The organism is Roseovarius sp. MMSF_3281 (assembly GCF_030733685.1).
Classification (GTDB): domain Bacteria; phylum Pseudomonadota; class Alphaproteobacteria; order Rhodobacterales; family Rhodobacteraceae; genus Roseovarius.
In genome coordinates this window covers 157857-177258 of record NZ_JASHIM010000003.1, presented here as the reverse complement: position 1 = coordinate 177258, position 19402 = coordinate 157857, and the positions used below count along the sequence as shown (strand labels likewise).

Genomic DNA, 19402 nt, shown 5'->3' with positions numbered 1-19402 from the left:
GCATTAAACTAAGACATGTTGTAGAGGAAAATTTTCATGGTGAAATCCTGCCGAAACTGTCCTTTGCGCGAGTTACCCGTTTTCTCGCCAATGTCGGATCGTGAAGTCGACTTCATGGCGACCTTCAAGGTGGGCGAGCTTGACGTGGAGGCGGGCGCGACATTGATGTTGGAGGGATCGAACAGCCCTCAGTTATTTACCGTATTGGAGGGAATGGGGCTGCGATACAAGACCTTGCCCTCGGGAGAGCGGCAGGTGATCAACATCGTGTTGCCGGGTGATTTTATCGGTTTGCAGGCCGGCGTGATGCAGGAAATGAAGCATTCCGCCGAAGCCACGACGGCGATGAAGCTTTGTGTCTTTGATCGCAAGAACCTGTGGAGCCTGTTTCGCGATCATCCGGAACGTGCCTACGACCTGACCTGGCTTGCCGCTGTTGAGGAGCATATGCTGGGTGAAAGCCTTGCTGTTTTGGGGCATTTGGGCGGGATCGAACGCATTGCACGCGCCTTTGTGCTGCTTTTCGCGCGTGCCTCATCACTGGGTTTGGCGGAGGGCGCGCAGATGCCTTTGCCCTATAAACAACAGGATTTGGCCGATGCGCTTGGTCTTTCACTTGTGCATACCAACAAGACGCTCAAGCGGTTGCGCGACGAGGGTGTGGCAGAATGGCGCAACGGCACGCTGACGATCGTGGATCACGACCGGCTTTGCGAGTTTGCGCATCTGGACAGCGACGAGGGCGTGATGCAGCGGCCCTTGATCTGAGGCCGTGATCATTCCGGGAGGGGTGTTGTTCCGGCATCGGACCCGGCGATGCGTTCGCGCGGCCACCAGTCGGGGTGGTTTGCACGAATGAAGCCCAAGAGCCCCTCGCGCAGGCGCATTTCCGTCTGCCATCCGGTCGAGGGGTCGGGCGACATGGCATAAAAGGTTATCACCTGCCCCTGGTCGGTATGTGCGGTGACGTAGCAAGCGAGTTGTGCGTATTCGATGACGCCTTCGTCGGCTTTGGCGATCTCGATGAACTTGTCGCGCAGGATGTCCGGATCGGCGCTGTGATCCAGGTGAAGGTGCACCGCGCGCATGATCCGGGCATCTTTTACCGACCAGTTTTCAAAAGGACGCGAGACGAAATGGCGGACGGGTACGATGATGCGCCGTTCATCCCATGTGCGCAGGCGCATGAAGGTGTAAAAGATACTCTCCACGTAGGCCCAATCGCCTTCGAAAAGGACGCTGTCGCCGATGCGCACGGGTTTGGCCAAGGCGATTTGCAGCGAGGCAAGGATGTTGCCGAGGACCGCTTGCCCGGCGATACCCAGTAGCACCGTGAGAACACCGGCGGATGCAAGCAGGGTCATGCCGATGGATGCAAAGAGGTTGAGGCGGCTGAGGACGTAAATCACGGCGAACCCGACCATCAACAAGACGATGATGCGGCGCAGGGCGTAGATCGAGGTATAAAGCTCGCGTTTGTCGAGGTTGCGGGTATCGTCGATCTCGCCGACGTAGCGCTGTGTGACGCGATCGAGGATCGCGTCAACGATGCGCAGGGCCGCCACCCCCACACCCGAGGCCATGATGATGATCAAGACGGGTTGGACGATACTTGTGACAGGGCCGGAAAAAGAGACCGCAAGGCTTAGGACAAGTTGCGCGACCACGGCCACGGCAAAAAGCGCAAGGGGAAACCCCGCGCGGGAAAAGGCGTATTGCAGGAAGGCATAGGGGGCCTTGCGCGACAGGATGGTGACGATGGCGTTGACCGACCAGCCGATCGCGATCATCACGCCAAGCATGATGGGCAGGCCGACCCATTCCCAGATACGCAACGCGCCGATTTGCTGTTTCATCTCGCGCGGGATGAATTTTTCGAAGGCACGGGGACCGTAAGCGTCGTGCAGGGCGGGGACGTCTTCAACCGTTTGCGGGGTGAAAAGCCAAACCGCTTCGCTGTTTTCGCCTGCCTTGTAGCGGGCGATGCGGATTTCATAGGCGCGGCCGTTCAACTCGAAAAGCTTGATGCCCAGATCGCGCCGCACCTCGGAGGCGCTATTGCTGCCGCCTGCGGATTGTTCGCGCTTTGCATCCGGACGGGAAGGCAAGCCCGACCAATCGACCCAAACGCGGCGATCAATGACCTGATAAAGTTGCCGGGCGATCTGTTCGGCCGTGTCGGGCTGTTCGGCGGGGGGGATATTTTCCAGGTTCAGAACGTGGCCCGCGTCATCGAAGCGTTCGTCCTGGCCTAATTCGACGAAGCTCCGCATCGCGGAGCGTGGCGTGGCGAGTGTCATGTCCTCGGGGGCCGGCCCGAGGCCTTCGTTCAAGACCTCGGCGGCATACCATGCGTCAGAATTCTCCTGCGCTGTCGCGCCTGAGGAAAACAGGACCGTGGCGGCGATGATAAGCAATCGGATGGCAGCAGACATGAAGGCCAAACGCCCAAGCGGGCGTTTGGTTCCATGATCGCGCCATGCCGTATCAATTCAGCCGGATCACCTCGTGCGTTCCAAGGTCCGGGTGGTCTTTGTCTCCGAATGCCGAGCGCGCGATTTCGGCCGCGAATTGCATGCCGCCTGCTTCGACGGTCCAGACTTCTGCCTCTTCGACTTTGAATTCGAGCAGGATCGCGTCGGAGTCGTCTGGGCCGCCCTCGAAAAAGGCCGAGGCGAAGATATTCCACAACTCACCAAGTTTCTTTTCATCTCGGCTTACATCAAGTCTGCCGCTGACGCAGGCGTAGAACTTTTCGTCCGGGCTTTGCATGGTGAAATGCGCTTTGCCCGTGTCTTCAGCTTGCGCCAATTGGTTGTCGGGCGCACAAAGAAACCAAACCGAGTTCTTTTCAGGATCGACATAGGGCGTCATGGGGCGCATGTGCATCTGCGTTCCCTCAACGCCCATCATGCCAGCGGTCTGGTCTTCAAGGCGACGCCAGAATTCGCGTTTGAGGTCTGCGATATCCGCCATCAGGCCACCCTCCGGCTCCAGCTGTCAACTTCTTCCTCGGCTTCTTCCTTGGTGCGGCCGTATTTTTCCTCGATGAGCCCCACGAGCTTATCGCGCTCACCGGCGATTTTCTCGACATCCTGATCGGTGAGCTTGGCCCATTCGATACGTGCGCTGCCTTTGACTTGATCCCATTTGCCTTGGACTTGTTCCCAATTCATGACGAACTCCTTTCTGTTTCATCATCTTGGGAAAGAAACGCAGCGCTGGCCGGTTTGTTCCGTCCGGGCGGCAGGCTGACTGGTGTGGCGATAGTGCCAAGACGCCCCGGACGAGGCCCGGGGCGTCTTGGTTCATATGTTAGGCAAGATGGTCGACCACTGCCAAATGTTGGGCGAGTTTGCCGACTTCGCCCAAGTAGCGTTCGACCAGTTTGGGGTCGTGCGGGGCGGGGGAAACGCCCGGTTCGATCTCGCCATTGAGGACGGATTCGATGGCAAGTGATACGGGAATCGAGACAAGCCGCGCCATGGCGGTGCCGTTCTCGTCGCCCCATGCGTCCATGACGTAGGTCTTGTGCCAGACGGTTTCGCCCCCGCGTTCGGCCTTGAGCGAGACACAAAGCACGACGCGGTCCGGTTCGCCCTCGTCATAGGCGTTGTCGCGCCAGAACTGATCGGACATTTCCTTGAGCCGAGCTTCGCCGGCTTCGCCTTCCAGCGTTTCGATTTCGCGGAAGACGTCGGCCCAGGCGTCGGTCCAGCCGTTGAGGCGCAGGGTGCCGCGGACGAATTGCTTGACCCGCCAGTCGGGGGCAAATTGGTAGTCCTCGATGAAGGGGATGGAATCGCGGTTGGGGTAGACCTCGAAGGTTTCCGCCTCGGGCAAGGGTGCGGTGTAGCTGCTGATCGCGTCCCATGGGCGGGCGACGTTGAGTTCTTCGAAATCGCGGATCGAGCGCGAGGGGGAGCGTAGCGCCTTGAGCACGCCCAAAGGTGACCAGCTGAACTTGTACCGAAACGGATTGGGGGTTTTCGGGATGCCGCCGCAGTAGGAAGTGAAGCTGAGGTCATTTTCGGGGTCGTAGGCGTCGGAGGCCTTGTACTCGGCCACGAGGTGATGCGCCATCAGGTGGTCGATACCCGGATCAAGCCCGATTTCATTGACCGCGCAGATGCCGCGCACGACGGCCTTTGCGTGCAGGTCACGCATTTCCGGCGCGATGTAGGAGCTTGAGACGAAATGCGCGCCCTTGTTGATGCACATTTCGGCCAGTGGTACGTGCCAGTCGCCCGGCAGCATGGACACCACCAGATCACCCTCGGAAACCTCGCCCGAGAGGCTATCGAAATCGAAGGCCTTGATCTTGTCAGTGAGGTCGCCCACGGCGCTTTGCGCCTTGTCGGTCGAGCGGTTCCAGACGCAGATGTCGTGGCCCGCCTTGATCAGGCGGCGAAGTCCGGGGATGGCCGAAAGGCCAGTGCCGCACCAGTGAATTGTCATCGCTCAGATCCCTTTCATGTTGTCGTTGAATGTGGCCTCGGCCCGCGCCCAGACATCTTGATCTAACCTGTCCAAGGTCAGCAGGGAGGGCAAGAGTTGTGCCGCGTAATCCTGGGAGGATTCCAGCGGCAGCAGGGAGGGCAGGTTGTCGATTGCCATCACGTCGAGCGGGGGTGTGTCATGCACGCGGGTTGCGGGGGCATCCCAAGTGGTGGCTTCCGAATAAACCGGCACGGGGTTGTAATCGCTGTCGGGGTCGCAGGCGACATCGCCGATGACCGAGAGATTACGATCCGCCGTGAGCGCGTCTTTCGGCACGAAGACCGGCGTGCCGGGGCGTGCGAAGATGCAGTTGAGGAAGATGTCGTGTTGCAGGATTTCGGGGAAGGGGCCGCCGTGGGCGGTTTCCTCCATGTCCCAACGGGTGGGGGTGACGCCCATAGCGGTGCAAAGGTCGGCGGCACCTGATCCGACGCGCCCCATTGCGCCGATCACGATGGCCGAGGGGCGCGGCAGGCCGGTGGCGTCGAGTTGTTGGCCGAGGTCTTTTTGCATGGCGTGTTTGTCGGGGTAGGCCGAGACCGGGCCGCAAAGGCCGCCGGATTTCTGCGCGGCCCATGCCATGAGGCTGACCGCCGCCCCCGCGTAGCCGGCCCAGTAGCCGAAGGCGGCAACGCGGCGACCCTCGGGGTCGACGAGGTATTCGAGGTCATAAAGCGTGCCGCCCCCGGCCTTGAAACGTTCCAGAAGGCGGCGGCCCGCGTGTTGGCCCTTGAAGGCATGGCCGAACATGATGTGGCGATGCGGCAGGGGCGTGCCGTCGTCGGGCAGTTCCTTGAGGCCGAAGATGATGGCATCGCGCGGGGCGTCGGGCCATGAATTTTCGGGGGCTATTTCGCATCCCGCGTTGCGGTAGCCGTCAATCGGGATGATGCGGCTGCTGCTTTCCTCGACGGTGACGCGCAGGCCCTTGGCGATGAGTTTACCCGCGCCTTCGGGTGTCAGGCCGGTGCGGTCTTCGTTTGGGCGTTGCTCGGATCGGACCCAGAGGTGTGTCATGCGGTTTTCCTTAGTCGAGAATGCCCATTTCGCGCACGGCGGCAACCGAAGGGCGGGCGTTCATCATGTCGAAATGAGCGGCGAGTTTGGGGGTTTTGGCGATGTCCACGCCATCGCCTTCAAGCCATGTGCAGATGGCGAAAAGCCATGGGTCGGCGGGGGTGATTGCCGCGCCCATGACGAAGGGGGACAGGGCGCAGTTTTCCTCGATGAACCGGGCCGAGGCGGCCATGGTTTCGGGCACCTTCGCGGCCATGTCGCGGAACGAGCTTTCCTCGTTCGCCCAGCGATGACCGCGGCGCAGGTGGCCGTGGTTCACGTGGAAGGTGGAGGCGAGATAGTACATCACGCTGCGCAGTTGCGCGGCGGCCCAGGGGGCAGTGGGGATGGTCACCTTGTCGGGGGCCTGGGTGGCAAGATATTCAAGGATCGCGCCGGTTTCGGTAAGGATTCCATCCTCGGTCACGATGGAGGGCACGCGGCCCTTGGGGTTGATGGCCAGATACTCGGGGCTGGTTTGCTCTTGATTGGCGAAATCGACCTTGATGCCCTCGTAGGGCAGGCCGGTTTCTTCGAGCATGACGGCGGTGGCGACCGCGATGGTTTTGGGGGCGTAGAAGAACTTCATCGGTTTCAGGCCTTTCATACGAAAGTGCGGGCAAAGGCCCGCTCAGGGGGGTCAAGATGCGGGGTGGCCCCGTATTGGGTGAGGTATACCCCGTCGCGGCGCAATTCGAATTTATGCATGGAGGTGTGGGCCACGGTCAGGAACATCTTGGTCTTTGCCGAGGTGTCCAGCCCTAGGGCAATCGCCGTCAGCGTGGCAATCACGCCCGTGGAAGTGACGACCAAGGCGCCGGGGCCATCCTTGGCGATGTCTTGCAGGGCCTCCATGATACGGGTGCGAAAACCCTCGTAGCTTTCCAGGTCGGGCGACATGCCGCCCGACCGCCAGACAGCCAGAACATGCGGCACATGGGCGGCGAAACCTTCGGGACTGTCGGGGAAGGGGATGCCGTGGCTGTCGCGCAGGGAATGGGCAAGCCCGTAGTAATCCAGTTCATTGAGGCGCGCGTCGGTGCCATGCGGCAGGCCGGTTGGATTGGCCCCTTCGGCGGTGCCCAACTGGCGGCGCAGGGTGCCGGATACGACGCGGTCATACCGGGCCAGCGGGGCGACATATTCGCCTAGCCACCGGGCCTGATCGTGGCCCAGACCGGACAGGTAATCATAGCTGTCGGGATCCTTGGCGGCGGCGTTGGCCTGCCCGTGCCGGACCAGTGTGATTTCGGTCATGCGCGTCCTCCTGCGCATATGCATAGGACAGGGTGCCGCCACTTGGAAGGCGGGGCGCGGGATTTTTCCGAAGGCGCAACCTGTTGCTGATCGGAAACTTTATCGCCGGAGTACGGCGCAAATTCGCGGCGAGGTGTCGGGATTGTAAGACTCCCAATTTGTCGCACATGCTTTACCATGCCTGAGCAAGGAGGCCCGCCATGTCCGAGACCATCAAACTGACCCTGAACGGCAAGGAAGTAGAAGCCGAGAAAGGCATGACCCTTTGGGAAGTGGCCAATGGTCGGGGGCTGAAGATTCCGCATCTGTGTCACAAGCCTGCGCCGGGCTATAAGCCCGATGGCAACTGCCGGGCCTGCATGGTCGAGGTTGAGGGCGAACGCACGCTTGTGGCGTCCTGCATCCGCGAGGCCGCCGACGGCATGGTGGTGACCACGGATTCGGCCCGGGCCGAGACCTCGCGCAAGATGGTGATGGAGCTGTTGCTGGCCGATCAGCCCGAGCGTGACGCGTCGCATGACCAATCCAGCCACCTTTGGGATATGGCCGCGTTGAACGGCGTCACGACAAGCCGCTTTCCCAAGCTGGAACAAGACCGCGTGCCGCTTCTGGATGACAGCCACGTGGCGATGCGTGTCAATCTGGACGCCTGCATTCAGTGTAACCTTTGCGTGCGTGCCTGCCGCGATGTGCAGGTCAACGACGTGATCGGCATGGCCGGCCGGGGGCATGATGCCTATCCGGTGTTCGATTTTGACGACCCGATGGGGGAAAGTACCTGTGTGGCCTGTGGCGAATGTGTGCAGGCCTGTCCGACCGGGGCCCTGATGCCCGCGACGGTGGTGGATGACGCGCAAGTGGGCGATAGCGCCGATTACGACAGCGAAGTCGAAAGCGTCTGCCCCTTCTGCGGCGTTGGCTGCCAAGTCAGCCTGAAGGTCAAGGATGGCAAGGTGAAATACGTCGAGGGGATCAATGGCCCCGCGAACGAAGGCCGTTTGTGCGTGAAGGGCCGCTTTGGCTTTGACTATATTCACCACGATCACCGCCTGACCAAGCCGCTTATCCGGCGCGAGGATGCGCCGGCCAAGGGGCTGAACGTGGACCCGGGCAACTGGCATCAGTTCTTCCGCGAGGCGGAGTGGGACGAGGCGCTGGACGTGGCTGCCGGGGGCCTCAAGCGCCTGAAAGACGACCACGGCGGCAAATCCGTGGCGGGCTTCGGCAGTGCGAAATGCACCAACGAAGAGGCGTACCTGTTCCAGAAGTTCATCCGGCAAGGCTTTGGCCATAACAACGTCGACCACTGTACGCGGCTTTGCCACGCGTCATCGGTTGCGGCACTGATGGAAAACGTCGGCTCGGGCGCGGTGACCGCGACCTTCAACGAGATCGAAAACGCCGATGTGGCGATTGTCATCGGCGCCAACCCGATTGAGAACCATCCCGTCGCGGCGACCTATTTCAAGCAGTTCACCAAGCGCGGTGGCAAGCTGATCGTGATGGACCCGCGGGGTGTGGGCCTGCGCCGGTTCGCCAGCCATATGTTGCAGTTCAAGCCGGGCGCGGATGTTTCGATGCTCAACGCGATCATGCATGTGATCGTCGAAGAGAGGCTGTACGATCAGCAATATATCGAGGCCTTCACCGAGAACTGGGAGGCCGAGAAAGAGCATCTGGCGCAGTTCCCGCCCGAGAAGATGCAAGAGCTTTGCGGCATTCCCGCCGAAACCCTGCGGGAGGTGGCGCGCGAATTCGCCGGGGCCAAGGCCGCGATGATCTTTTGGGGGATGGGCGTGAGCCAGCACATCCACGGCACCGACAATTCGCGCTGCCTTATCAGTCTTGCGCTGATGACGGGGCAGGTTGGGCGGCCCGGTGCAGGGCTGCACCCGCTGCGCGGGCAGAACAACGTGCAAGGGGCCTCTGACGCGGGGTTGGTTCCGATGTTCCTGCCCGATTACCAGTCGGTCACCGACGATGGCGTGCGCAATGCCTTTACCGAGGTCTGGAAGTCGGGCGATTTCTCGGATGAGAAGGGCCTGACCGTGACCGAAATCATGGATGCGGTGCACGACGATCAGATCAAGGGGATGTATATCCTTGGTGAAAACCCGGCCATGTCGGACCCGGATGTAGAACATGCCCGCGATGCCTTGGCCAAGCTCGATCACTTGGTGGTGCAGGATATCTTCATCACCGAAACCGCGAACTATGCCGACGTGATCCTGCCTGCTTCGGCCTTTTACGAAAAATCCGGCACGGTCACGAACACCAACCGGCAGGTCCAGATGGGCCGCCCCGCCGTGACGCCCCCGGGCGAGGCGCGTGAGGATTGGGTGATCACGGTGGAGCTTGCCAACCGGATGGGCCTGCACTGGTTCTACGACAGCCCGGCGGACGTTTTTGCCGAGATGAAGCTGAACATGAAATCGCTCAACAATATCTCCTGGGCGCGGCTGGAGCGTGAAAACGCTGTGACCTACCCCTGCAACGATCCCGAAGGGCCGGGCGAGCCGGTGGTCTTCGGCGATGGCTTCCCGCGGCCCGAAGGGCGTGCGCGGTTCACGCCCGCCAGTGTCATTCCGCCCGATGACATGCCCGATGAGGACTATCCCATGGTTCTGACCACGGGGCGGCAGTTGGAGCATTGGCACACCGGGTCGATGACGCGCCGCGCCAGCGTGCTGGACGCGGTGGAGCCCGAGGCGAACTGTTCCCTGCACCCCTCGACCCTGCGCAGGCTGGGGGTAGAGCCGGGCGGCATGGTGCGCCTGACCACCAAGCGCGGCAGCGTCAATGTCATGGCCCGCGCCGACCGCGCCGTGGCCCCCGACATGGTCTTCCTGCCCTTTGCCTATGTTGAAGCGGCGGCCAATATCCTGACCAACCCCGCGCTGGACCCCTATGGCAAAATCCCCGAGTTCAAATACTCGGCTGTCCGGGTCGAGGCGGCAGGGGCGCAGATGGCGGCGCAATAACCTGCCGCCTGCACCGGTCATCGGTGTTGAATGCGTTGGAAAGACGTTGGGCCGAGTCCGATGGACTTGGCCCATTTTAAATCTCTGCTGCGGGGGGCGTCGATTCAGTTCGGTGCTCTGCAATCGACGGTTCTGGTACCTTAACTTCCAACCGGTGGTTTGGTGTGATTTTCGCGATTTAGTTGGAAAGAGGGAGAAATCGAGTTTGCAGCATCCTGAAGCTTGGGGAGCAGGTCTTTCTCGATTTTCTCTTGGGTATAGGTGTGAGCGGAAACTGAGCATTGCACCGCCGCGTAGGCGCGGCCGTCATGACTGGTAATCGGGGTTGCGATCCCGATTTCGTTTAGGATCATCTGCCCCGTCGAGATCGCGAAACCATCAACAACGGCCTGCTCAACTTTTTCGCGTATCTTGACACGATCTGTCGTCGTGCTTGGCGTGAAGCGCTTGATCGGCCAGTTTTCAACCGCGTGCTTGCGTTCGTTTTCCGGAAAAGTCGATAGCATCGCGCGCCCTGCCGAGGTGGACAGTGCCGGAAGACGGCGGCCGATGACCGTGGCGGCAAAATACGTGCGTTTGCACGGCAGGCGGCTGACATAAACAATGTGATCACCGGACAGTTCGGCAAGGTTGATCGTTTCGCCCAAATCCTGTGACAGGTCGATCAGCTTGGGCATCGCTTGTCCGACAAGGGGGTCCGACCAGTAATAGGCATAGGCCAATTGCAGCCATGCGTGGGATGGCCGGAAGCGCCGTGTATCGGGATCCTTGTCCAGCATTCCTTCCATGTGAAGCGTATTCGCCAGACGCTGAGTCGCGCTTTTGTCAAGGCCGCTGCGCTGTGCCAGCTCGCCCAAGGAGAGTTCGGTATGACCTTCGTCAAATGCCTGCAAAAGGCGCAACCCCTTGGCAACCGAAGCGACATAGAGCGTGTTCTGTTTTGATTTCATGCAATTACCAAAAAGCTTACCGCGAAACAGCGGAAAAGGGTTGACGGTTTTATGACGAAACGCGTTAATGGATCATATAAAGGTTATTCGTATTGTAATGTAATACAATGATCAAGAAGCAAATCCACTGCCCGCAACAAAAATGGGCACAACAGACTACAGGGAGACAACAATGCAAACATCCTGGTTGAAATCCTCAATCGCTGGCCTCGCGCTGTGCGCCGTGGCGGGCGCTGCGTCGGCTGAAAAGGCCAATGACACGCTGCGCGTTGCTTTCACGAAGGAGCTTGAGAATGTCGACAGCTTTTTCAACTCGTCGCGCGAAGGCGTTGTTCTGCAGCGCGCCATCTGGGACGGCCTGATCTATCGCGATCCGGTGACCAACGAATATACCGGCAACCTGGCAACGTCCTGGGAATGGATTGACGACACCACGCTGGAACTCAAGCTGCGCGAGGGCGTCACCTTTCACAACGGTGAGCCGTTCAACGCCGACGACGTCGTCTATACCGTCAATTTCGTCTCGAAAGAGGAAAACGGCGTTAAGACACAGCGCAACGTGAACTGGATGGAATCAGCCGAGAAGGTCGACGACTACACCGTTCGCATCAACCTGAAGGAAAAGTTCCCGGCGGCCATCGAATTCCTGTCCGGCCCGGTGTCGATGTACCCCGATCAGTACTATGCCGAAGTCGGACCCAGCGGCATGGGCCTTGAGCCGGTAGGGACCGGCCCCTACAAGGTTGTCTCGGTCGTGCCCGGGCAGCATTTTGTGCTTGAGAAAAACGAGAACTACCACGACAGCCCCAAGGGGCAGCCCGAAATTGGCAATGTCGATATTCGGACAATCCCCGACGTGAACACGCAGATGGCCGAACTGTTCAGCGGCTCTCTCGACGTGATCTGGCAAGTGCCTGCCGATCAGGCCGAGAAGCTGTCCGAGATGGGCCAGTTCACCGTGAAGAACGAATCCACGATGCGGGTCGGTTATCTGTCGATGGATGCGGCCAGCCGGTCGGGCGATACGCCGTTCTCGGATCTGCGTGTGCGGCAGGCCGTGAACCACGCGATCAATCGTCAGGAGTTGGTCGACGCGCTTTTGCAAGGGAAGTCGAAAGTCGTCTGGACACCGTGTTTCCCCAGCCAGTTCGGTTGCGACGAAGACGCGGCGCAGACCTATGAGTACGACCCCGAGAAAGCCAAGGCGCTTCTGGCCGAGGCCGGGTATTCCGACGGTTTCACAACCGAGCTTTACGCCTATCGCAACCGCGAGTACGCCGAGGCCATCATCAGCTACCTGAACGCGGTCGGCATCAAGACGGACTTCAAATTCCTTCAGTATTCCGCTTTGCGTGAAATGAACATGAAGGGCGAGGTGCCGCTGGCCTTCCTGACCTGGGGCAGCTTCTCGATCAACGACGCGTCTGCCATGGTCAGCCAGTTCTTCAAGCATGGCTCGCTGGACGATGCGCGAGACGATCAGGTGCTGGCGGATCTGAACGTGGCTGACAGCTCGACCGACCCCGAAGAGCGGATCGAGCACTATTCCAAGGCGATCAAGCGCATCACCGAACAGGCCTACTGGGCACCGATGTTCTCGTACAATACGAACTACGTGTTCACCAAAGAAGTCGAGTATACGCCGACGGCCGACGAGGTCCTGCGTTTCACGACCATGTCCTGGAAGTGACCTGACCGGGCGCGGGATAACCCCGCGCCCCCCCCCCCCCGCCACACTCTTCCGAACAGCCTGACACCTGACAGACTCCTCGCACTGGTGCGAGCAATGCATAAAGGGTTTGCCCGTGCTCATTTTTATTGCCAAACGACTGGGGTTGGCCATTGTTGTGGCCTTCACCGTCTCCTTCATCAGCTTCACGCTTCTCTTTCTCGCGGGCGATCCGGCCGCGGCTTTGGCCGGTGAAACCGCCAGTGGCGAAGACATCGAAGCCATCCGAAAGCTTTACGGCTTTGACCGCCCCATGCTGGTGCAATACCTCGACTGGTTGCTCTCGGCGGTCCAGGGCGACTTTGGCGAAAGTTATTACTTCCGCTTGCCCGTGTCGTCGTTGATCGTGGAGCGCCTCAGCGTGACCATGACGCTGGGTGTCTGCGGGATTACCTTTGCCCTGCTCACGGCAGTGCCGCTTGGTGTGGCTGCCGCGATCCGGCCGAATTCCCTGATTGACCGGATGGCCCTGTTCCTGTCGGTCGCCGGACAGGCGATGCCCAGCTTCTGGTTCGGCCTGATCCTGATCGTGATTTTTGCCATTCAACTTGGATGGCTGCCGCCTTCGGGTGCATCGTCGCCCATGCATTTCATCATGCCGACCATCGTTCTGGGCTACTATGCCATGCCCGCCATCATGCGCCTGACACGGGCCGGGATGCTTGAGGTCTTGTCGTCCGAGTATATCCGGACGGCACGCGCCAAGGGGGCGTCCGAGGGCAGAGTGCTGTTCCGGCACGCCCTGCGTAATGCCATCATTCCGGTGGTTTCGCTGGCCGCTGTTCAGATGGGTTTCATGCTGGGCGGTTCGATCGTCGTTGAATCGATCTTTGCCCTGCACGGGGCCGGCTATCTGGCATGGGAAAGCATCGCACGGAATGACCTGCCCACGGTGCAGGCGCTGATCCTCGTTTTCTCGATGTTCTACATCGTTTTCACCTTTCTGGCAGACGTGTTGAACGCGTGGCTGGACCCCCGGATGCGGAGTAGCTGACATGGCGACGACCGAAACAAATGACCCTCTTTTGCAGGAGATCACCGGCCCGACGCCTGCACAGATGCTGCGCAAGCGCGTTTTCGGGCACCAGGGCCTGTTGATCGGCGCAGGCGTGTTGGGCGTTCTGCTTTTCGTGGCGATCTTCGCGCCGCTTCTAGCACCGCATGACCCTTATGCGCAAAGCCTGATGAGCCGGATGGAGCCGCCCGTGTTCCTTGGCGGAAGCTGGGAGCATCCCTTGGGCACCGACCATCTTGGGCGGGACTACCTGTCGCGCCTGATCTACGGTGCGCGTGTCTCGTTGATGATCGGGGCCATTGCGGCGCTTATCTCGGGGGTGATCGGCACCGCGATGGGCGTGGCCGCCGGGTATTTCGGTGGCCGTGTCGATATGGTGGTGACCTTCCTGATCAACGTGCGGCTGGCCATGCCCGTGGTTCTGGTGGCCCTTGCGGTCGTGGCGATCCTTGGTGGATCGTTGCAGGTGGTTATCGTCGTTCTCGGGCTTCTTTTGTGGGATCGGTTCGCCGTGGTCATGCGCGCCTCGACGCTTCAGGTGCGGGGCCGTGAATACGTTGCCGCCGCCCGGGCCATCGGGGCTTCGACGCCACGGGTGATCCTGTCCGAAATCATGCCGAATATCGCCAACAACCTGATCGTCGTGGTCACGCTGGAGATGGCGCATGCCATCCTGCTTGAAGCGGCCTTGTCCTTCCTGGGCCTGGGCGTTCAGCCACCGACACCAAGCTGGGGCCTCATGGTCTCGGAGGGCAAGAACATGATGCTGTTTGAACCGTGGATGGTGCTTATCCCCGGGGCAGTGCTTTTCCTGCTGGTGCTGGCGATCAATCTCATGGGGGACGGTCTGCGTGACGTGACCGCCCCGGAAAACCGGAGCTGACACAATGAGCAAACCCTTGCTGAGCGTCCGCAATCTTACAATCGACATCCCGGTCGGATCTGGCACGCTTCATGCTGTGCGCGGAATCGACTTTGACCTCGATCGCGGCGAAACTCTTTGCATCGTCGGTGAAAGCGGATCGGGAAAATCGCTGACGTCTTTGGCGGTGATGGGCCTGTTGGGAAACAACATCCGCCGCAGCGCCGACCAACTTGAGTTCGACGGGACCGACCTGACCACCGCCAGCCCGCGCACCATGCGCGCGCTGCGTGGCGGGCGGATGTCGATGATTTTCCAGGAGCCGATGACCTCGCTCAACCCGGCATACACGATCGGGGATCAACTTGTTGAGGCACTTTTGCTGCACAAGCCCGTTGGCCGCAAAGCGGCCCGCGCCCGTGCCGTGGAACTGCTGGAGAAGGTCGGGATCACCGCCGCCGAAAGCCGCCTGTCGCAATATCCCCACCAGCTTTCGGGTGGGTTGCGCCAGCGGGTGATGATCGCCATGGCCCTGATGTGTGAGCCCGAATTGATCATCGCCGACGAGCCGACCACCGCGCTTGACGTGACCATTCAGGCCCAAATCCTGCGGCTGCTGTACGATCTGGGCCGCGAAATGAACATGGCGATGATCCTGATCACCCATGACCTGGGCGTGGTGGCGCGCGTGGCCGACAAGGTCGCGGTGATGTATGCCGGTGAACTGGTCGAGACCGGACCGGCCGCCGAGGTTTTCAACACGCCCTCGCACCCCTACACCCGGGGCCTTTTGCGCTGCATTCCATTGCCCGGCAAGACCGAGCGTGGCAGCGAGCTTGGCACGATACCGGGCATCGTCCCTTCCTTGGTCGGCGATGTGCATGGATGCGCCTTCCGGACCCGGTGCCCCTATGCCGAAGCCGCCTGTCAGGACACGATCCCGATGCATGGCGATGACAGCCACGAATTCCGCTGCATCCATGCAGACGGCAAACGCCACGCCGAAGAGGAGGTGCCCGCATGAGCCCTGAGACCTCAGCCCCCGTTCTGGAACTGCGTAACGTTACCAAGACCTACCGCGTCAAACAGGGTATTTTCGGCAAGGCAAAGCCCCTGACAGCCGTCAACGATGTCTCGTTGTCCCTGCCTCGTGGCGAAGTCCTTGGGCTTGTGGGGGAATCGGGTTGCGGCAAATCCACCCTCGCCAAGATATTGCTGGGGCTGGAAACGCCGACAAGCGGTCAGGTCTTGATCGACGGTAAGGAAATCCTGGCACAAGACAGGCTTAGCCTTGCGCGCCGCATTCAGCCGATCTTTCAGGATCCCTATTCCTCGCTGAACCCGCGCAAGAGCATCTTCGACATCGTATCGTTGCCTTTGCGCGTCCATGGCGTAGGCGACCCGCAGGAGTGGGACCGCAAGGTGCGCGAAATTCTCGATATTGTCGGATTGCCGGCACGGGTTATGAACACTTACCCCAGCCAGATGTCGGGCGGGCAACGCCAACGCGTTGCGATTGCAAGGGCCCTTATCATGAAGCCCGAAATCGTGATCTGCGACGAACCCACATCGGCGTTGGACGTGTCGGTGCAAAGCCAGATTCTGAACCTGCTTGGCGACTTGCGCCGTGAATTCGGCCTGACCTATCTGTTCATCAGCCACGACCTTGCCGTCGTCGAGCATCTCGCGACACGTGTCGCGGTGATGTATCTTGGCCGGATCGTCGAGGAATCGGATGTGGCCGGCCTCTTCGACGAGGCGGGGCATCCATATACCCAAGCGTTGCTGAAATCGGTCCTGACACCCGAACCGGGACTGGGCGTTCCCGATACACAGCTTGGCATGGCCTATCCCAACCCGATCGCCCCACCTTCGGGATGCCAGTTCCATCCGCGTTGTCCCGTGGCCACGGATCACTGCAAGCGCGTGGCGCCGCGCCCTGTCGAAACCGCGCGCGGCCGGGTGGAGTGCCATCTGTTTGATCCGCAAAGCCCCATGCATGACGCGAAGGTGGCCTGAGATGTCGGTAAACCTTTCGCGCACTGCGAAGACCCGGAAAACCGTTATTGAAACCGAACACGGCGTTGTCGCGGCCCAGCACAGGCTGGCCGCCCAGGCCGGGGCGGATGTTCTTGCCGCGGGCGGCGATGCCGTGGATGCGGCGATTGCAACCTCTTTTGCTATCGGTGTGCTGGAACCCTGGATGAGTGGCCCGGCGGGGGGCGGGGCGCTGATGCTCTGGCGTGCTGATGAGGACCGGGCCGAGGCCCTGAACTATGGGATGCGTGCCCCGGCAGGCCTGAACCCGGCGGATTATCCTTTGACCGGCAACGGCGTCGCGGGAGACCTGTTTCCGTGGCAAGAGGTCGAGGGCAACCGCAATGTGCAAGGCGCAACCGCAGTTGCCGTGCCGGGTGTCGTGGATGGTATGGGCCAGATGCATGAACGCTATGGCCGGTTGCCCTGGGCCGATCTGCTGTCGCCCGCCGTGGATTATGCGCGGGAAGGGCTTCTCGTGGATTGGTACGCGGCACTTGTGATTGCCTCGGCAACCCGCGAACTGGCCAAGGATACGGACGCCGCCGCGCTATTTCTGGACGATGGGCAATGGCCCAAGATCAGCGGCTGGACCGCACTGGCGGAACAACGTCTGGATCAGTCACAAATGGCCGACAGCCTTGAGCGTCTGGCTTTCAAAGGGGCGCGGGAGTTTTATGACGGTGACCTTGGCGCCGCCATGGCCGCGGATATACAGGCCAAGGGCGGCAGCCTGAGCCACGAGGATTTGCGCGCCTATCGCGCGGAGTTTTCCGAACCGCTCAGCTTTGACTATCGCAACGCGCGGCTTCATGCCGTTCCCGGCCTGACAGCCGGGCCGACTTTCCGCCAGGCGCTTGCCACCATGGAAGCTACGGAGTTTGGCAGCGCACCCGATGCGACCTCCTTCGTGGCGGCCTCCGAGGGGCTGTTCAATGCCTATGAGGCCCGCCTTCAAACCATGGGTGACACTGGCGAGACTGAAACCCATGCAGGCTGTACCACGCATTTCTCGGTCGTGGACCGGGACGGCAACATGGTGAGCCAAACCCAGACTCTTCTATCCATCTTCGGGGCACGCATAATTTCGCCTTCGACCGGCTTTCTGATGAACAATGGGATCATGTGGTTCGATCCGGTTCAGGGGCGTCCCAATTCGCTTGAGGCGGGCAAGCGCTGCTTGATGAATGTCTGTCCAGTTCTGGGCGAAACGGGCGATACGCGTTTTGCATTCGGGGCTTCGGGTGGTCGCAAGATCGTTTCGGCCATGGCGCAGATGGCCTCGTTCGTTGCCGATTTCGGAATGGATGCCGAGGCCGCGTTCCACCACCCGCGTATAGATGTCTCGGGGGGCGATACCATTGTCGCGGACGACACGCTGCCAGCCGAGGTGACAGACGCCCTGAAAGCCCGGCACCCGGTTGTCACCACACGCCGCAGTCCGTTCCCCTATGCCTTTGCCTGCCCGGCAGGTGTGATGCGCCAAGGCCGCATCAACAGCGGCTGCACCGAAATCATGTCGCCTTGGGGCGATGCCATTTGTGAAGAACCAGACAGGTAAACCATGACACGCAATTCCGCCATCGACACCGTTTCCGCATATTTCGACGACGGCCGCTTTCAGGCCGAATTGGGTGACCTGGTTGCCTACGAAACAGAAAGCCAAAACCCCGATCAGGCCCCGGAATTGGCGCGTTATCTCGATAAGGCGATGACCGCACGCCTGACCGCCATGGGCTTTGCTTGTGAAATACACCCCAACCCGGTCGAGGGCGCGGGGCCGATCCTTGTGGCCGAACGCCACGAGGGCGATGACCTGACCACCGTTCTGACCTATGGGCATGGTGACGTGATCCGTGCCCAGACCGACCAGTGGCGAGAAGGCTTGCATCCCTTCAAACTGATCGAAGAGGGTGACCGCCTGTATGGGCGAGGAAGCGCCGACAACAAGGGGCAGCACCTAATCAATATCGCGGCCCTTGATGCGGTCTTGCAGACCCGTGGCAAACTTGGCTTCAACTGTCGGGTGGTGATCGAAACCGGTGAAGAGACCGGATCCCCCGGATTGGCCGAGTTCTTCGAGGCGCATAAGGATGACCTATCCGCCGATGTCCTGATTGCCTCGGACGGGCCGCGCCTGCAGCCTGAGACCCCCACGATGTTCATGGGCTCGCGCGGTGGTGTAAGCTTTGATCTGGTCGTTGACCTGCGTGACGGCGCGCATCACTCGGGCAACTGGGGGGGGCTTCTGGCGGACCCTGCGATGATCCTGGCGCAGGCCTTGGCCACCATTACAGATGCGCGCGGTCAGATACGCATCCCCGAATGGCGTCCGGATAGCCTTACCGATGATGTACGCGCCGCCCTTGACGGCTTGCCGATCGCCGGGGGCGATGGTCCCACGATCGACGAGGATTGGGGCGAAGAAAGCCTGACCCCGACAGAACGCGCCTATGGCTGGAACAGCTTTGCCATCCTCGCCATGAAAAGCGGCGTGCCCGAGGCGCCGGTCAACGCGATATCGGCCCACGCCCGCGCCACCTGTCAACTTCGCTATGTCGTCGGAACCGACCCGGAAGACATCATTCCTGCGCTGCGACGCCACCTTGATGCACTGGGGTTCGAGGCCGTGAAGATCATACCGCACGACCGTGGTTTCTTTCGCGCGACCCGGCTTGCCCCGGATCACCCTTGGGTGACATTCGTCGCCAACTCGCTTGAAGAAACCTCGGGACAGAATCCGCATATCCTGCCGAACCTCGCCGGATCACTGCCCAATGACGCCTTTGTCGACATCCTTGGCCTGCCCACCGTGTGGGTGCCCCATTCTTATCGAGGATGCTCACAGCACGCGCCCGACGAACATGTACTCAAGCCGGTGTGCCGCGATGCACTCAGGTTGATGGCCGGCCTTTTCTGGGATGTCGGTGAAGGCGGCGCGCCGCGGTGAAGCAGGTGATTTAGGGGCAGGGGAATGTCTGGCGAATTCCCCTGTCTCTGCGGAATATCGGGGCG

General features: G+C 60.8%; 17 protein-coding genes. 9 read left to right on the top strand and 8 right to left on the bottom strand.

Going from position 1 to position 19402, the window contains the following annotated elements:
- Positions 1–36 precede the first annotated feature (36 nt).
- Entirely contained in the window at positions 37–768 is a 732-nt protein-coding gene (locus tag RBB32_RS05915) for a Crp/Fnr family transcriptional regulator (RefSeq protein ID WP_306151769.1), read from the top strand.
- Positions 769–776: 8 nt separating this feature from the next.
- On the opposite strand, the gene RBB32_RS05910 is transcribed toward RBB32_RS05915, so the two are convergent.
- The 7 genes from RBB32_RS05910 to RBB32_RS05880 form a co-directional block, all read right to left on the bottom strand.
- Complete coding sequence (locus tag RBB32_RS05910; RefSeq protein WP_306151768.1) at positions 777–2435, bottom strand: mechanosensitive ion channel family protein; 1659 nt, start codon at positions 2433–2435, stop codon at positions 777–779.
- Between the two features lie 52 nt (positions 2436–2487).
- Entirely contained in the window at positions 2488–2976 is a 489-nt protein-coding gene (locus tag RBB32_RS05905; RefSeq protein ID WP_306151767.1) for a pyridoxamine 5'-phosphate oxidase family protein, read from the bottom strand.
- On the bottom strand, positions 2976–3176 hold the full coding sequence (locus tag RBB32_RS05900; protein WP_306151766.1) for a CsbD family protein: 201 nt from the start codon (positions 3174–3176) through the stop codon (positions 2976–2978). Before RBB32_RS05900 ends, RBB32_RS05905 begins: the two co-directional genes overlap by 1 nt.
- A 139-nt stretch (positions 3177–3315) precedes the next feature.
- Positions 3316–4458 carry a saccharopine dehydrogenase family protein gene (locus RBB32_RS05895; protein WP_306151765.1) on the bottom strand — a complete coding sequence of 381 codons (1143 nt, stop codon included), beginning with the start codon at positions 4456–4458 and terminating at the stop codon, positions 3316–3318.
- 3 nt (positions 4459–4461) lie between these two features.
- A complete protein-coding gene (locus RBB32_RS05890; RefSeq protein WP_306151764.1) occupies positions 4462–5517 on the bottom strand; it encodes a saccharopine dehydrogenase in 1056 nt (351 codons plus the stop codon).
- A gap of 10 nt (positions 5518–5527) precedes the next feature.
- On the bottom strand, positions 5528–6145 hold the full coding sequence (locus tag RBB32_RS05885) for a glutathione S-transferase family protein (protein WP_306151851.1): 618 nt from the start codon (positions 6143–6145) through the stop codon (positions 5528–5530).
- A 14-nt stretch (positions 6146–6159) separates the two neighbouring features.
- The gene (locus tag RBB32_RS05880; RefSeq protein WP_306151763.1) at positions 6160–6813 is read right to left on the bottom strand and encodes a histidine phosphatase family protein; all 654 of its coding nucleotides are present in this window, start codon (positions 6811–6813) and stop codon (positions 6160–6162) included.
- A 200-nt stretch (positions 6814–7013) separates the two neighbouring features.
- On the opposite strand from RBB32_RS05880, the gene fdhF reads away from it, so the two are divergent.
- Complete coding sequence (gene fdhF / locus RBB32_RS05875; protein ID WP_306151762.1) at positions 7014–9794, top strand: formate dehydrogenase subunit alpha; 2781 nt, start codon at positions 7014–7016, stop codon at positions 9792–9794.
- A 140-nt stretch (positions 9795–9934) separates the two neighbouring features.
- Here the strand turns inward: fdhF and RBB32_RS05870 are convergent, their stop codons facing one another.
- Positions 9935–10744, bottom strand: coding sequence for an IclR family transcriptional regulator (locus RBB32_RS05870; RefSeq protein ID WP_306151761.1), 810 nt, complete (start codon positions 10742–10744; stop codon positions 9935–9937).
- Positions 10745–10916: 172 nt separating this feature from the next.
- On the opposite strand from RBB32_RS05870, the gene RBB32_RS05865 reads away from it, so the two are divergent.
- From RBB32_RS05865 to RBB32_RS05835, 7 genes are all read left to right on the top strand, one after another.
- Positions 10917–12434 (top strand): ABC transporter substrate-binding protein, encoded by a 1518-nt coding sequence (locus tag RBB32_RS05865; protein ID WP_306151760.1) that lies wholly within the window; start codon positions 10917–10919, stop codon positions 12432–12434.
- A gap of 115 nt (positions 12435–12549) precedes the next feature.
- Entirely contained in the window at positions 12550–13467 is a 918-nt protein-coding gene (locus RBB32_RS05860) for an ABC transporter permease (protein ID WP_306151759.1), read from the top strand.
- 1 nt (position 13468) lies between these two features.
- Positions 13469–14371 (top strand): ABC transporter permease, encoded by a 903-nt coding sequence (locus RBB32_RS05855; RefSeq protein ID WP_306151758.1) that lies wholly within the window; start codon positions 13469–13471, stop codon positions 14369–14371.
- 4 nt (positions 14372–14375) lie between these two features.
- Positions 14376–15374 carry an ABC transporter ATP-binding protein gene (locus tag RBB32_RS05850; RefSeq protein WP_306151757.1) on the top strand — a complete coding sequence of 333 codons (999 nt, stop codon included), beginning with the start codon at positions 14376–14378 and terminating at the stop codon, positions 15372–15374.
- Positions 15371–16369, top strand: a complete 999-nt coding sequence (locus RBB32_RS05845; RefSeq protein ID WP_306151756.1) for an ABC transporter ATP-binding protein — start codon at positions 15371–15373, stop codon at positions 16367–16369. Before RBB32_RS05850 ends, RBB32_RS05845 begins: the two co-directional genes overlap by 4 nt.
- Before the next feature lies 1 nt (position 16370).
- Positions 16371–17948 (top strand): gamma-glutamyltransferase, encoded by a 1578-nt coding sequence (locus tag RBB32_RS05840; RefSeq protein ID WP_306151755.1) that lies wholly within the window; start codon positions 16371–16373, stop codon positions 17946–17948.
- A 3-nt stretch (positions 17949–17951) separates the two neighbouring features.
- A complete protein-coding gene (locus RBB32_RS05835) occupies positions 17952–19337 on the top strand; it encodes a M20 family metallopeptidase (RefSeq protein ID WP_306151754.1) in 1386 nt (461 codons plus the stop codon).
- Positions 19338–19402: the final 65 nt, after the last annotated feature.